General features: G+C 67.0%; 15 protein-coding genes. 4 read left to right on the top strand and 11 right to left on the bottom strand.

What is annotated here, in order from left to right; genetic code table 11:
- Window positions 1-13: 13 nt before the first annotated feature.
- The 5 genes from LH400_RS05595 to LH400_RS05575 all read right to left on the bottom strand — a co-directional run bounded on the left by LH400_RS05595 (window position 14) and on the right by LH400_RS05575 (window position 4,622).
- On the bottom strand, window positions 14-655 hold the full coding sequence (locus LH400_RS05595; RefSeq protein ID WP_229151690.1) for an MBL fold metallo-hydrolase: 642 nt from the start codon (window positions 653-655) through the stop codon (window positions 14-16).
- Window positions 656-831: 176 nt separating this feature from the next.
- A complete protein-coding gene (locus LH400_RS05590; protein WP_229151689.1) occupies window positions 832-1,617 on the bottom strand; it encodes a hydroxypyruvate isomerase family protein in 786 nt (261 codons plus the stop codon).
- Between the two features lie 3 nt (window positions 1,618-1,620).
- A complete protein-coding gene (gene otnC / locus LH400_RS05585) occupies window positions 1,621-2,268 on the bottom strand; it encodes a 3-oxo-tetronate 4-phosphate decarboxylase (protein WP_229151688.1) in 648 nt (215 codons plus the stop codon).
- Window positions 2,265-3,527 (bottom strand): 3-oxo-tetronate kinase, encoded by a 1,263-nt coding sequence (otnK, locus tag LH400_RS05580; protein WP_229151687.1) that lies wholly within the window; start codon window positions 3,525-3,527, stop codon window positions 2,265-2,267. The genes otnC and otnK overlap by 4 nt, the downstream gene beginning before the upstream one ends.
- A gap of 417 nt (window positions 3,528-3,944) precedes the next feature.
- Window positions 3,945-4,622 carry a spermidine synthase gene (locus LH400_RS05575; RefSeq protein ID WP_229151686.1) on the bottom strand — a complete coding sequence of 226 codons (678 nt, stop codon included), beginning with the start codon at window positions 4,620-4,622 and terminating at the stop codon, window positions 3,945-3,947.
- 463 nt (window positions 4,623-5,085) lie between these two features.
- On the opposite strand from LH400_RS05575, the gene LH400_RS05570 reads away from it, so the two are divergent.
- Entirely contained in the window at window positions 5,086-6,009 is a 924-nt protein-coding gene (locus tag LH400_RS05570) for a DMT family transporter (protein ID WP_229151685.1), read from the top strand.
- Between the two features lie 108 nt (window positions 6,010-6,117).
- On the opposite strand, the gene LH400_RS05565 is transcribed toward LH400_RS05570, so the two are convergent.
- Window positions 6,118-7,008, bottom strand: coding sequence for a branched-chain amino acid aminotransferase (locus tag LH400_RS05565; protein WP_229151684.1), 891 nt, complete (start codon window positions 7,006-7,008; stop codon window positions 6,118-6,120).
- A 234-nt stretch (window positions 7,009-7,242) separates the two neighbouring features.
- On the opposite strand from LH400_RS05565, the gene LH400_RS05560 reads away from it, so the two are divergent.
- The 3 genes from LH400_RS05560 (at window position 7,243) to LH400_RS05550 (ending at window position 9,970) form a co-directional block, all read left to right on the top strand.
- Window positions 7,243-7,764 carry a MarR family winged helix-turn-helix transcriptional regulator gene (locus LH400_RS05560; protein ID WP_229151730.1) on the top strand — a complete coding sequence of 174 codons (522 nt, stop codon included), beginning with the start codon at window positions 7,243-7,245 and terminating at the stop codon, window positions 7,762-7,764.
- Window positions 7,761-8,486, top strand: a complete 726-nt coding sequence (locus LH400_RS05555; RefSeq protein ID WP_229151683.1) for a response regulator — start codon at window positions 7,761-7,763, stop codon at window positions 8,484-8,486. Before LH400_RS05560 ends, LH400_RS05555 begins: the two co-directional genes overlap by 4 nt.
- 188 nt (window positions 8,487-8,674) lie before the next feature.
- Window positions 8,675-9,970, top strand: coding sequence for an ATP-binding protein (locus LH400_RS05550; protein ID WP_229151729.1), 1,296 nt, complete (start codon window positions 8,675-8,677; stop codon window positions 9,968-9,970).
- A 460-nt stretch (window positions 9,971-10,430) separates the two neighbouring features.
- Here LH400_RS05550 and LH400_RS05545 read toward each other — a convergent pair whose 3' ends face one another.
- The 5 genes from LH400_RS05545 to LH400_RS05525 form a co-directional block, all read right to left on the bottom strand.
- Window positions 10,431-11,645: a calcium-binding protein gene (locus LH400_RS05545; protein ID WP_229151682.1), complete on the bottom strand. Its 1,215-nt coding sequence runs from the start codon at window positions 11,643-11,645 to the stop codon at window positions 10,431-10,433.
- A 202-nt stretch (window positions 11,646-11,847) separates the two neighbouring features.
- Window positions 11,848-12,207, bottom strand: a complete 360-nt coding sequence (locus LH400_RS05540) for a tRNA-binding protein (protein ID WP_229151681.1) — start codon at window positions 12,205-12,207, stop codon at window positions 11,848-11,850.
- A gap of 117 nt (window positions 12,208-12,324) precedes the next feature.
- Complete coding sequence (gene proC, locus LH400_RS05535; RefSeq protein ID WP_229151680.1) at window positions 12,325-13,140, bottom strand: pyrroline-5-carboxylate reductase; 816 nt, start codon at window positions 13,138-13,140, stop codon at window positions 12,325-12,327.
- Window positions 13,137-13,637: a type III secretion system chaperone family protein gene (locus LH400_RS05530; RefSeq protein ID WP_229151679.1), complete on the bottom strand. Its 501-nt coding sequence runs from the start codon at window positions 13,635-13,637 to the stop codon at window positions 13,137-13,139. Before LH400_RS05530 ends, proC begins: the two co-directional genes overlap by 4 nt.
- A gap of 281 nt (window positions 13,638-13,918) precedes the next feature.
- Window positions 13,919-14,191: an accessory factor UbiK family protein gene (locus tag LH400_RS05525; RefSeq protein WP_229151678.1), complete on the bottom strand. Its 273-nt coding sequence runs from the start codon at window positions 14,189-14,191 to the stop codon at window positions 13,919-13,921.
- Between the last annotated feature and the right edge of the window lie 101 nt (window positions 14,192-14,292).

Raw genomic sequence — 14,292 nt, 5'->3', positions numbered from 1 at the left:
TTTCTGCGGACCCTCAGACCAGGAACGGGTTCGTGCGGCGTTCGTCCCCCAGCCGGCCGCCCGGGCCATGGCCGCAGAGGAAGCCGACATCGTCGCCGAGCGGCAGCACCTTCTCCTTGATCGACGCGATTAGCGCCGCATGATCGCCGCCCGGCAGGTCGGTCCGGCCGATCGAGCCGGAGAAGAGGACGTCGCCGGCATGCAGAAACCGCGCCTCGCGGTGAAAGAAGACCACATGGCCCGGCGCATGGCCGGGCGTGTGGAGAATTTCGAAGATATGGGAGCCGAAGGAGACGGTCTCGCCCTCCTCCAGAAACCGGTCCGGCGTGCAGTTGCGAACGGCGCCGGTCACCTGAAACATCTTCGCCTGCTCGGTCAGCGCGGCGAGCAGCGGCGCATCGGCCTTGTGCGGACCGAGGATCGGCACCCCGAGCCGCTCCTTGAGGTCCATCGCCCCGCCGGCATGGTCGATATGGCCGTGCGTGAGCCAGATGGCTTCGATCGAGACCCCCGTCGCCTCCACCGCCTCGACGATCCGGTCGACGTCTCCGCCCGGGTCCACCACGACGCCCAGCTTGTCGTCCTCGTCGAAGAGGATGCAGCAGTTCTGCGCAAAGATGGTTACGGGAACGATCTGGGCATTGAGACGGGTCAAGACGGGCTCGCTGATGGTTTCGCGCTCGAAGGCAGTCCCGTCTCATCTATCGCGCCGCGGCAAGAGTCAAAACAGACCACCCTGCGGGGGTACGTGACGGAACGCGGACTTCGCTGCCCTTGTGGGCTTGCGACGCGCGATCAGCCATCGCGAACGCTCCGCCCCGACCGCCCGCGTCAGACGGCACCGCGAGACGTCTTGTCCTCGCGAAAATGCGCCATCCAATCAAGACCGGCTTCGGTTGCGCCCCGCGGCTTGTACTCGGCGCCGAACGGTGCGTCGTAGCCGATCGCCTCCAGCGCCGGCAGCAGGCGGTCATAGGCGACCTCCCCCTCGTCCGGCTCCGCTCTCGACGGAACGGCGGCGAACTGCACGTGCCCGATCGTGCCGCGATGGGCAGCGAAGCGCTCGATCAGGTCGCCGCCGGTTATCTGCAGATGATAGCAGTCGAACATGATCTTCAGTTCCGGCCGGCCGAGGCGCTCGATCGTGGCCGCGGCCTTCTCGAGGCCGATCAGGAAATAGCCCGGCGCATCGCGCGGGTTGAGCGGCTCGATCAGCACGGTCATCCCGGCCTCGCGGGCACGGTCGCAGGCATAGGCGAGATTGGCGTCGAACACTTTTTCTGCCATCGGATCGCTGGTCCGGCCGGCCATGACGTGGACGGCCCCGGCACCGATCGCCGCGCCATAGTCGAACGCCTCGTCGATCGCGGCGCGCGCCTCGTCCTCGCGGCCCGGCAGGGCGGACAGCCCGAAATCCTGAGGCCCCGGTCCCTTCCGCGTGTTGAGGCCGAGCATCGGGAGGCCTGTCTCGCGGAGCGCCGCCTGGACGGCATCCCGGTCCTCGTCATAGGGCCAGTGGCATTCGACGGCGTCGAACCCAGCTGCCTTGGCCCGCCGGATCGCCTCGGCGAGCGGCATCCCCGTAAAGAGAAAGCCGAGATTGGCGGAAAACCGCATGTGTCACTCCCACTCCACGTCGAATGCGCGAACCACGCGGCCGATTTCCTCCCCGGTCAAGAGCCGGGCCCCCAGACCGCGCGTCAGGAGCGCCAGCCGCGCGGTCGCTTCCAGTTCCTCGACGGCATTGACGGCCGAGACCAGATCCCGGCCCGCGACCACCGGCCCGTGATTTGCGAGCATGACCGCCGCGCGTTTGCCGGCAAGGCCGCGGATCGCCTCGCCCATGCCCGGATCGCCCGGAACGAAGAACGGCAGAAGCTTCACCTTGCCGAGCTGCATGATCGCATAGGGCGTCAGCGGCGGCAGCATGTCGTCTGGATCGACGTCCGGCATGGTCGACAGCGCGACCGAATGCGCCGAATGGAGATGGACGACCGCGCCGGCCGTGGAGCGCGTCTCGTAGAAGGCCCGGTGCAGCGAGACTTCCTTCGTCGGCCTGTCGCCCTCGACGAGCCGGCCGTCGGCGTCGAGCCTGCTCAAACGGGCGGGATCGAGACGGCCGAAGGAGGAGCCGGTCGGCGTCACCAGCGTGCCGCCGTCCTCGAGACGCACCGAGATGTTGCCGGTCGCGCCGTGCGTGAGGCCACGCTCGAAGAGCGAGCGGGCAAACTCGACGATCGCCTCGCGCAGCCGCGCCATCTCGCTCATTGCGGCCTCCGCTTGAGAACCGCCAGCGCCTCCGCGAAGAAATCCTCGCCTCCGAAATTGCCGGACTTCAATGTGAGCCATAGCGGCCGGTCGCTCGCCTTGACGGCGGGCACGCCGGGGGCGATCTCCGGGCCGATCTGAAGCGCCGAGAGCCCGAGCCCTTCGACAACGGCGCCCGAGGTCTCGCCGCCGGCGACGACGAGGCGCGTCACGCCCGCTTCGGTCAGCTTGCGGGCGAGATCGGCGAAGAATCCTTCGATCGCGGTCGCGACCCGCTCCCTGCCGTGACGCGTCTGGGCCGCGTTCACCTGCGCGGGATCGGCGGAGGAATAGATCAGAGGCGCGGCCTTCGATGCCGCCGACGAGGCCCAGTCGGCGACGGTTTCGGCGGTCTGGTCGCCCGCAAGCAGCCGCGCGGCCTCGATCTCCAGCGCCGGGTGATCCGCCCGGTAGCGCCGGACCTGCGCCCGCGTCATCGCCGAGCACGAGCCGGAGAGGATCGCCGCGAGGCCGCCGTCGCCGCACCACTCGGTCCGGCGGGCCGCGAGCGTGTCGGGATCGAGGAGGTTGGCCGGCAGGCCGAGCGCGATCCCCGAACCGCCGGTGACGAGCACCAGGTCGCGAACCGCCGTTCCGATGGCGAACAGGTCCTCGTCGCGGATGGCATCGACCACGATGACGGGCCGCCCGGATTGCTGCTCGCGGCCGAGAGCCGAGCGGATCGCGTCCGGACCGGCAAGAACCGTCTGCATCGCCACATGGCCGACCCCCTGCCGGGTCTGCGGGGCAAGCAGGCGGCGCAGATCGGCGTCCCGCATCGGCGTCAGCGGGTGGTTCTCCATGCCGCTTTCGCTGAGGAGCCTGTCATTCACGAAGAGATGGCCCTGATAGACGCTGCGTCCGGCAGCCGGAAAGGCCGGGCACACGATGGTCGTCTCAGCGCCGAGGCGCTGCATCAATGCGTCGATGACCGGTCCGATATTGCCTTCGGACGTGGAATCGAAGGTCGAGCAATATTTGAAGAGGAATTGCCGGCACCCCTGCGCGGCGAGCCAGTCGAGAGCGTCGAGCGACTTCGCGACCGCGTCCGCGACCGGGATCGTCCGCGACTTCAGGGCGACGACCCCGGCCTCGACGGTCGCATCGGCATTTCCGCCGGGGACCCCGCAGTATTGGACGACCCGCATGCCGCGCTTCGCCAACGTGTTGGCGAGATCGGACGAGCCGGTGAAATCGTCGCCGATGCAACCCAAAAGCATTTCCACCTCCCTTGCCGGCGCGCGCTCGACCCTCTGAACATGGCCTGAACGCAGCGGAAGTCAGCCCCATGGCGAGATCGCCACGCGCGTCAGGACCTGCAGCACCGCCTCGCCGGCGACGATCCTACCATCGGCATTCCTTGATGAAATCGACGAAGGCTCGCAGCGGAGCTCGACCGGATCGGAACGGCGCGCACGGTTTGACCTTGCGCTGCCCTCCCGACCTCGAGGGGGTGCTGCCGGCGGCGACACGGTCGCCGGTGTGACGCCCCCATCTATCCGCCGGATCGGCGAAGCCGGGTCTTCGCGATCGCTTCACCGCTCGCGGCATGTATCGCAGCACCGGAGTCCGCGGGCGGGGGGCGAAGTCTGCCTATGCTTCGACGGGGCCAGGAACCCTTCGGCAGACGTGACGCGTCAGGAGGGCCGCCCCGCCAGCCAGATCACGTGGCGCGCCCCACGCTTGCCGCGATGCGCCTTCACCCGTTCCTCCTCGACCGCGAAGCCGACCTGGCGCAGCCGGCCGAGGAAGCGGCTGTCCGGCCCCTGCGACCACACCGCCAGCACGCCGCCCGGCCGCAGCGCCGACTTGGCATGGCCGAGCCCGACGAAGCTGTAGAGCGCGTCGTTACTCTCGCGCGTCAGACCTTCCGGCCCGTTGTCGACGTCGAGAAGGATCGCGTCGAAGCCGCCGGGAGCGCCATCCATGACCTCGGCGACGTCCGCCTCGACCACCCTCACCCGCTCGTCGTCTAGACTGCCGTCGAAGATGTGCACCATCGGTCCGCGCGCCCAGGCGACGACGGCCGGAACCAGTTCGGCGACGACGATCTCGGCGTCGGGGGCCGCCACCGCGAGCATGGCGCGCAGGGTAAAGCCCATGCCGAGGCCGCCGATCAGGATGCGCGGGCGCTCGCGCCCGGCGACCCGTTCCCAGGAAAGCCGCGCCAGCGCCTCTTCCGACCCCGAGAGCCGGCTGTTCATGAGTTCGATCTGGCCGAGCATGATCGAATATTCTGACCCGCGGCGCATGAGCTTCAGTTCGTCGGAGGTTCCGGGGATTTCTCCGGTGTCGAGATGTTCCCAAGGGATCATGGCTCTGCCTTTAAGGACTCTGGACGACGGGGCGGAAAGGTCTTGGGACGCTGCGCCCCCCGCCAACCGGCGTGCCCGTCTCGTGAAGAGGACTGCCCGTCTCATAGCGGATGGCCCGCGACATGCCAGCCCGGCAGGCGGCATAGACCCGATCCGCGCCCGGTGCGAAAAAACCTCGTTCGGACATGGGCCAACTGCGGCTTCTTCGATCCGGATGGTCGGTCGCGTAACCGGTCGACGCCCCCGGCGCGCGCTGCGAGATCCGCTTGCGGCAAGGGGGCCGGCAATTTCCGTTGCCGAGCCCGGCGAAGCCTCGTAAAGCGAGAATCGCCGGCGCGGGAATGCGCTCTGCAAATTCCCGTCATGCATCGATGTCTTCCGACTGAAGCCGGCCGGCCGCGACAGCCGCCGGCGAAGGGCTCTGGTCCCGGCGGAGATCGGTGCGACTGCTCCAGGCCCGAAGATGAACGCCCGTTTTGCCGTCCCGCTTCCCGTCCTCGGCCCGGTTGCCCTCGGCATCACCCTGATGCTCGTCGGCGACTTCATGTTCGCGCTCAACGACGCGATGGGCAAATGGCTCGTCGCGAGCTTTTCGGTCGGCCAGGTCCTGTTGATCCGCTCGCTCGGCGCCTTTCTGATCCTCGGCCCGCTTATCGCCCGTCAGGGAACGGCGAAGCTTCTCAAGGCGGAGCGGCCGGGACTGCAGCTGCTGCGCGCGTTCTTCGCCACGGCCGATACCGGCCTCTTCTATGCCGCGGTCGTCAACATGCCGCTCGCCGACGTGATGACCTTCTACATGGCCGGCCCGATCTACGTCGCCGCCCTGTCGCACGTCTTTCTCGGCGAACGGGTCGGCTGGCGGCGCTGGCTCGCCATCCTCGTCGGCTTTGCCGGCGTCGTGGTCGCGCTTCGACCGTCCAGCGCCTCCTTGTCGCTGCCTTCGCTCTTCGCGGTGCTCGGCAGCCTCTCCTTCGCCATGACGCTGGTGCTGGCCCGGGTCCTCCGCCGCACGAGTGACGCGGTTCTGGTCGGCTGGCAGACGCTTGCCGCGCTGCTCGCCGGCGCGGCCTTTTCCGTGACGACATGGATCACGCCGTCCGCCTTCGAACTCGGCGCGCTGCTCCTCCTCGGGCTCGTCTCCTGCGCCGCGCATCTGATGATGACGCGCTCCGTCAAGCTCGCGCCGGCCTCGCTGCTCGCGCCGCTGCAATACACGCTGCTCCTCTGGGCGGCGGTGTTCGGTCTCGTCTTCTTCGGCAATTGGCCGACGCCGCAGGTGCTCGTCGGCGCCGTCATCATCATCGTGGCCGGCCTCTTCATCTTCCACCGGCAGAACGTCGTCGACGACGGCGTGCCGCCGAAGACCCTGCCGCGCACGCTGCATTGAGACCGCGCGGCAACCGGATGATGCGTTTCCCCGCGGCAATGAGAGCGGGCGCCGCCCCTTCGGACGACGCCCGTTTCATTCGGTGAAGAGAGACTGCGGCTCGCCCCCCTACTCCGCAGCCATGCGCTTCGGCTGGACTTCTCGCGCATAGTCCTCGACGAGGCGCTGCGAGATCTCGCCGGGGGTGAAGCGCCAGTCGGCGATCTCGGAGACCGGGGTCACCTCGGCGGCCGTGCCGGTGAGGAAGCATTCGGAGAAGCCGGACAGTTCCTCCGGCATGATCGCCCGCTCGACGACCTCGATGCCGCGGCGTTTCGCGAGATCGATCACCGTGCGCCTCGTGATGCCGTCGAGGAAGCAGTCCGCCTTCGGCGTGTGAAGGACGCCGTCCTTGACGAAGAAGACGTTGGCGCCGGTTGCCTCGGCCACCTGGCCGCGCCAGTCGAGCATCAGCGCGTCGGCATAGCCCTTCTCCTCGGCGGCATGCTTGGAGATCGTGCAGATCATGTAGAGGCCGGCGGCCTTGGATTTCGACGGCGCGGTCTTCGGGTCCGGCCGGCGGTATTCGGCGAGGTCGAGCCTTATGCCCTTCATCTTCTGCTCGGGATCGAAATAGCTCGGCCACTGCCAGATCGCGATGGCGACGTTGATCCGGTTCTTCTGCGCCGAGACGCCCATCATCTCCGAGCCGCGGAAGGCGATCGGCCGGACATAGGCGTCGGTGAAGCCCTGGCGCTCCAGGAGTTCCTCGGTCGCCGCGTCGATCTCGTCCGCGGTGTAGGGCACCCTAAAGCCGAGGATCCGGCCGGACTCGATCAGCCGCTCGGTGTGCTCGCGCAGCTTGAACACCGTGCCCCCATAGGCCCGCTCGCCTTCGAAGACGGCGCTGGCATAATGCAGGCCGTGCGTGAGGACGTGGATCTTGGCGTCCTTCCACGGCAGGAACTCGCCATTGTACCAGATTTCGCCGTCGAGTTGATCGAATGGAACCGCGCTCATGATGTTCGCAACGCCTTTTTCCGGGCGTTCTCCCTATGATGATTGTATGCCATGGCCTGGCAGCCGAGACGGGGTTCGGCTCGAAAGCGCGGACCTCTCCGGTCGTCTCCATCGCAGCGAAGCGGACGACAGCTCTACGGCTGTTCCCAGCTTCTCCACTGCGTGTAACAATAGAAGCCAATTACGTCAATGGTGCTGACCTATTTTATGGATGATGCCCTGACCTCCGACGACATGCTGCGGGTGGACCGCGCCGAAATCGTGGATGAACCGCTGCCGACGCTCGGCACGGTCGATTTCCGGATCATCGAACTCTTCTTCTTCGCCTATCGCGAGTTCACCGGCGATGCGGACGAGATTCTGGCGGAATACGGCTTCGGACGGGCCCATCACCGGATCCTGCATTTCGTCAACCGCGCCCCCGGCATGACGATCGCCGACCTGCTCGACCTCCTGCAGATCACCAAGCAGTCGCTGTCGCGCGTGCTGCGCCAGCTGATCGACGAGGGTTTCATCCATCAGCTGCCCGGCGACGAGGACCGCCGGCAGCGCCGCCTCTATCCGACGCGAAAAGGCCGCGAACTGACGCTCGAACTGTCGCGCGCGCAGGTCCGGCGAATCGATGCGGCGCTGCAGATGACGCCGCCGCTCGACGTCAGGCAAGTCGGCGCCTTCCTCGGCCGCATGGCCTCCGACCGGCGTGCGGCCCAGGACTGGTTCGCCAGGAAAGAGATCAATTGGAAAGACCCGACATGACCGACGTCGTCTCGGCCACCCCCTCGACGCCTCCCCTTCTCGAGGACGACGCGCCGCACATCCTGATCGTCGACGACGACCGGCGCATCCGATCCCTGCTCTCGCGCTTCCTGGTCGAGAAGCGCTTCCGCGTCTCCGTCGCGGCCGATGCGATGGAGGCACGGCGGATCCTCGGAGGACTCGACTTCGACCTCGTCGTCGTCGACGTCATGATGCCCGGCGAGAACGGCATCGACCTCGTCCGGTCCATGCGCAAGACGCGGGATGCGCCGGTCTTGATGCTGACCGCGCGCTCGGAGACCGAGCATAGGATCGAGGGCCTGGAGGCCGGCGCCGACGACTATCTGTCGAAGCCCTTCGATCCGCGCGAGCTTCTCCTGCGCGTCAACAACATCCTCAGGCGCGGAACCCCGGCTCCGGTCCAGAAGCTCGAACATATCCGCTTCGGCCCGTTCACCTTCTTCCTGTCGCGCCGGGAGCTGAAACGCGGTCAGGAGGTGATCCGCCTGACCGAGCGCGAGCAGGAGATCATGAGCCAGTTTGCGGCCAAGCCCGGCGAGACCATCCCGCGCCAGGACCTTCTCGGCGACGAGAGCGAGGTCGGTGAGCGCACGGTCGACGTCCAGATCAACCGGCTGCGGCGCAAGATCGAGAGCGACCCGGCCAATCCCCTGTGGCTGCAGACGGTCCGCGGCATCGGCTACCGCCTGAACACCGATTGAGCGGGACACAGGGTCCCGTGACCATCCTGGAGCGCATCATCCGCCATCGCCCGGAGCGGCCGGCCGGGCAGGCCTGGCGCAAGCGCCTGAGGCTTCGCCTCCCCGGGCGCCGGGGCGGGTGGTCCTTGCCGAAGATCGACATCTGGCGCGGGCCGCTCCGCCCGGTTCCGCGCTTCGTCCAGCGCTTCATGCCGAAGGGCCTCTATGCCCGGTCGCTGATCATCATCATCGCGCCGATGGTGCTCCTGCAATGCGTCGTCACCGTCGTCTTCATGGAGCGGCACTGGCAGCTTGTCACCCAGCGCCTGTCGAAGGCGGTGATCCAGGACGTCGCCGCCGTCACCGATCTCGTCCAGGACCGTCGCGGCCCGCAGGAACTCGACCGGATCATCGACATCGCCCGCGAGCGGCTCGATCTCAACGTCGCGCTGCTGCCGCCGACCCCGCTTCCGGCCCCGGCTCCGAAGCCCTTCTTCAGCATTCTCGACGGCATCTTGAGCGACGAGATCAAGGATCAAATCGGCCGGCCGTTCTGGATCGACACGGTCGGCAATTCGCGGATCGTGGAAATCCGCATCCAGCTCGACGACGGCGTCCTGCGCGTGTTCGCCCCCCGCAACTCGGCCTATGCGTCCAACACCCATATCTTCCTGGTGTGGATGGTCTCGACCTCGCTCGTCCTCCTGATCATCGCCGTCCTCTTCCTGCGCAACCAGATCCGGCCGATCCAGGCGCTCGCCGCCGCGGCCGAGGGCTTCGGCCGCGGCCAGCCGATGCCGTCCGAGTTCCGGCCGCGCGGTGCGTCCGAGGTCCGCCGCGCCTCCCTCGCCTTCATCCAGATGCGCGACCGCATCGAGCGGCAGATCGAGCAGCGCACGCAGATGCTGAACGGCGTCAGCCACGATCTGCGCACGGTGCTCACGCGCTTTCGCCTTCAGCTCGCTCTGCTTCCCGAGGGCGAGGACCAGGACGAACTAAACTCCGACATCGACGAGATGCAGCGCATGCTCGAAGGCTATCTCGCCTTCGCCAAGGGCGAGGCCGGCGAGGAAGTCGGCGAACTCGACCTCGAAACGCTCCTGCAGAAGTTCCGCAGCGAGGCCGAGAGGAAGGGCAAGCGCCTGACCACCGATATCGTCGGCGATCCCCGCATCACGGTGCGGCCCGACGCCTTCTCCCGGATGATCACCAACCTCGTCGCCAACGCCATGCGCCACGGCGAGAGGGTCAAGGTCTCGGCCAACCACGAAGGCCGCTGGCTGACGATCGCGGTCGAGGACGACGGTCCGGGCATCGCAGCGGACAAGCGCGAGGAGGTCTTCAAGCCCTTCGTGCGGCTGGACCCCGCCCGCAACATCGATTCCGGCGGCACCGGCCTCGGCTTGGCGATCGCCCGCGACATCGCCCGGGCCCATGGCGGCGACATCCTCCTGTCGGACAGCAAGCTTGGGGGCCTCAGGGCGCTGATCCGGGTGCCGGGGTGAGCTGAACCGGGACGGGACGGATGGGGTCCGAGAGCGCGCGTCGCTGATGGGTGGGGAACTGCCAGTCCGCTCCTGGAGCGCCGGGCGAAAAAGTGGAAACCGGTTTTTCGGCCACCCGGCGCGCCACCAAGGAGATCGAGAGCATCGAGCCATGCCGATTCGTCGCCCGATGCTCTAGCCGAAGGCCAAGCTTGAACTGGCGGTTCAGCGCCTGCGAATGCCGATGACGGCTCGTCACCGGAGACTTCGCGCGAAAGCAGGAAGACGGCGACTCGCCGGCCGCGATCACCGCCCGCTCGGAATCGGCCGCGTGCGATACCCGCTGCCCGGCCCCGAGCCGTCCCCATCCGTCCCGGGCGTCCACGATGGCGCAATCACGCCAGGTCCGGCAGGCGGAGTGATGACGCGTCCTCCGCCTGCCCCTCGCGGGGTCGGCCTCCCCTCGCTGTTTCGCGGCCGGCTATCGATTGACGGCGATGGTGTCCGGCATGTCGAGGACCCTGCGTGTCACGGGATTCTCCGAGATTGTGCCGGACGAGGCATTGACCGAGAACTGCTTGACGAGGTTCGAGCCGATCGTGCTGCCGGCCTGGCGGATGAGCAGGCCGCCGCCGGAATCCAGTTCGAATTCCAGCTTGTCGGCCGCGGCCATCGCGCCGGTCAGGTGGACGGTCATGGTATCGTCGCGGCCTTCGACGCCGATCACCAGCGTGTCGGCCGAAATCCGGGCGAAGCTCACATTGGTCGGGGATGCCGCATCGCCGCCCATCAAGCCCTTGATGACCAGGGCGCCGTCCGTCTCGACGAGGTCGTCTCCTTGTCCGAAGATGACCGAGGAGGCGGTGCGGTCGTTGCCCTGGAAGACGATATGGTCGTTGCCGGCGCCGCCATCGACGAACTGGGGCGAGCCGATCACCCGGATGACGTCGTTGCCGGCGCCGCCCCGGATTCCGGCGGCCGAACCTGCGATGGTGATGTCGTCATCGCCGCTGCCCCCTTCGACCCCCGCGACGATACCCTGTGACGCAATGCGGATCTCGTCATTTCCGGTGCCGCCGGAGACCGCGAACACGCCCGCCTTGGACGAGATGGCGATGATGTCGTCGCCGTCGTCGCCGTCAACGCGCGTCACGCCGAGAAACAGGTTGGAATCCGCATCTTCTTCGATGCCGCTGGCGATGGTCAGAGCGTCATTACCCGCGCCTCCGGAGACGAAATCCACCGTGCCGTGGCTGTCGATGGCGACCCGGTCGTCGCCGGCGCCCGCCTGGACACGCGCCACGGCGTCCGCCATCCGCCCCTCGCCGTCATAGCTATAGCCGCCCCGGGTGACGATATTGATCAGATCGTTCCCGTCGCCGGAATAGATCTTGCGCGCGGTCTCGGCCCGAACGTCGATGTCGTCATTGCCTTCGCCCGTGGTCACCGACACGCTTCCCTCTTCGGACGTGACGGAAACAGAGGTATCGCCATTGCCCTGCATGACGATGGCAACGATCGCGGCGATCGCCTTTTGCGCCTGCGACTGGGTGGCATCGAAGGAACTTGTCGAAATTCCCGCGCTCGTTCCGTCTTCGCCCGTGGCTCCCCGAGAACCATACGCGTTCGGATCAGTGATCAGCACCAGCGCCGCCTGGTCGGACAATGATCCGGCGGAATAGGCGTTCACGTTCATCGCTTGCAACTCCCACGTCGGCTGCGGGCGAAGCGGGCGCCGATCCTCGGCCATTCGAGGATGATCCCGGACCGATCGTTCGCAAGACGATCTTTCAGTCAGGCAATGAATCTTCGGTTAATTTTCCGGGTTTCCGCCAATTTTACGCTGCAATTCGCGTGCGAATCCGCGACGACGTCTTGGTGGTTCCGCGCAGGTGCGCTCAGAACATCCGGCCGCCGTTGGGAACAGTGTGGCCCGGCCCCAGCAACACGACCTCGCCCGCCTCGTCCGGCACGCCGAGCGTCAGCACTTCCGAGCGCATCGGACCGATCTGGCGCGGCGGGAAGTTGACGACAGCGATCACCTGCCGGCCGACGAGGTCCTCGGGCTCGTAGTGCACTGTGATCTGGGCCGAGGACTTCTTGCGGCCGATCTCCTCGCCAAAATCGATGACCAGCCGGATCGCCGGCTTGCGCGCTTCGGGAAAGGGCGCAGCCTCGACGATCGTGCCGACGCGGATGTCGACCTTCAGGAAGTCGTCGAAGCCGATTTCCGGCGCCCGTTCGTCATGCGAAGCCATGCCAAGTCTCTCCCGGTGGGCGGCCGCAGCCTGTCGCCGTGCCGCCCGGACAATTCTGCGTTCGGATCCGGGTCCTGCCGGATGATCCGGCCGACCGCAAGAGGCGGCCAGTGTGTCCTAGCCCTTGGCCAGTTCCTCGGCCCGGTCCCGCGCCGCCGCCACCGCGCGGCTCATCAGCGGCGCCAGCCCGTCCTCGGCCATCAGAACGTCGAGCGCGGCCTGGGTGGTGCCGTTCGGCGACGTGACGTTCTTGCGGAGTTTGGCGGGCGTCTCCTCGGATCGGATCATCAGTTCGCCCGCCCCGGCCACCGTATGCCGGGCAAGCCGCATGGCAAGGTGCGCCGGGAGGCCCGCCGCTTCGCCCGCCTTGGCCAGGCATTCGGCGAGATAGAAGACATAGGCGGGGCCGCTGCCGGAAACGCCGGTGACGGCGTCGATCAGCGCCTCCGTCTCGACCCATTCGACCGGGCCGCTGGCCGACAGGAGCTGGTCCGCGGTCCCGCGTCCCTCGTCGGCGACGCGGGTGTTGGCATAGGCGCCGGTGATGCCGCGACCGATCAGCGCCGGCGTGTTGGGCATCGCCCGAACCACCGGCCGCTCGCCGAGATGCCGCTCGATCAGTCCGACCGTCGTGCCGGCCGCGATCGAGATCGCCAAGCTTTGGGGCTTCAGCGCATTCTTCAGGGGCGGCAGGGCCGCATCCATCATCTGCGGCTTCACCGCCAGGACGGCGATATCGAACGTCTCCGCCGGAATCGCTTCGGCATGCCGGACTCCTCTGGCGAGAAGCGGGCGGAGCGCGTCCCCGACCGTCGGATCGACGACCAGCACGCTTTCCGGCCGAAGGCCCGACTCCAGCCAGCCTCCGAGCAGGGCCGTGCCCATATTGCCGCCCCCGAGGAGCAGGATCGTCCCGACATCCGCCATGATCACGCCTCGCCGACCGTCTCGAACAGCGTGCAGGCTAGCGCATCTTCGGCGCTCTTGTCGGCCCATATCACGAACTGGAAGGCCTGATAGAAGCGCTCGCAGCTCTCCAGAGCAGACACCAGCATCCGCTCCGCCTGCTGGCCGGTCGCCTCGGCGCCGCCGGACAGGAGCAGCGCGTGCCGGAACATGACAGCGCCCTGCTTTTCCCAATGGTCGAAATGACCGATGACGAGCTTCTCGTTGATCGCTGCGATCAGCGCCAGGATTTCGCTCCGCCGATGCTGCGGCACCTTCAGGTCGAAGGCGCAGCCGATATGCAGCGCCTCGATCTCGTCGAGCCAGGAAAAGGAGACCGAATAGTCCGCCCAGACCCCGGCAACCGCTACCGCGATCTCGTCCTCGCAGGAGCGCTCGAACGCCCATTCCCGCGATGCCGCCACCCATTCGATCACATCCACCGGATGCGACTGCCGCAGTGCGGAAAGCTCTTCCAAAATCATCTAGATCCCCGTTGCGATTATTCGGGGCGATCGTCCGCCGCGACGCTCGCCCCTTGTTGGATGAGGATCGCCGCCAACGACGAATCACCCTTATGAATCAGCATACAGACGGGGAGTCTTCAGGCTAAGGGCGTTAACCTTATTTTCATGTTGAGAACCATTCGGCACGCGCATGGCGAGTGTCGGCCACCTGCATAAGCGACTCTGGCGAAAGGCGTTTCGTCCAGAAAAGCTTTGCCGAAGGTCCGCGGAAAATCTGTTGACGTCCTGTGGATAAGGCCTCAGGCGGGGTCGGAGGCGCCGCCGGCGACCTTCGCTTCAAGGTCCGCGATGCGCTTCTTCAGCGCTTCGTTCTCCATGCGCGCCTTCATCGCCATCTCACGCACCGCGTCGAATTCCTCGCGCTGGACGAGATCGAGCTGGTTGAGGAAGCGCTCGCCCTGGGCGCGGAAGACCGTCTCCATTTCGCGCCGCACACCCTGAGCCGCGCCCGCGGCGTCGGTCATCATCCGCGCAAATTCGTCGAGCATACGGTTGGGGGCTCGGTTGGGCATGTTGGCACTCCATTGTGGCGATTTCTCCTGAGGTAGAGAGAGCCCGGCGAATTGACAATGGCGCGGCGGCGCGCGCAAAGGACCGGCTGTCGCAATAGCTT

This window comes from Jiella soli (assembly GCF_020615385.1).
Classification (GTDB): domain Bacteria; phylum Pseudomonadota; class Alphaproteobacteria; order Rhizobiales; family Rhizobiaceae; genus VKMB-3413.
Note: the sequence above shows the minus strand (reverse complement) of the source record. Positions and strands in the feature narration are given on the sequence as shown.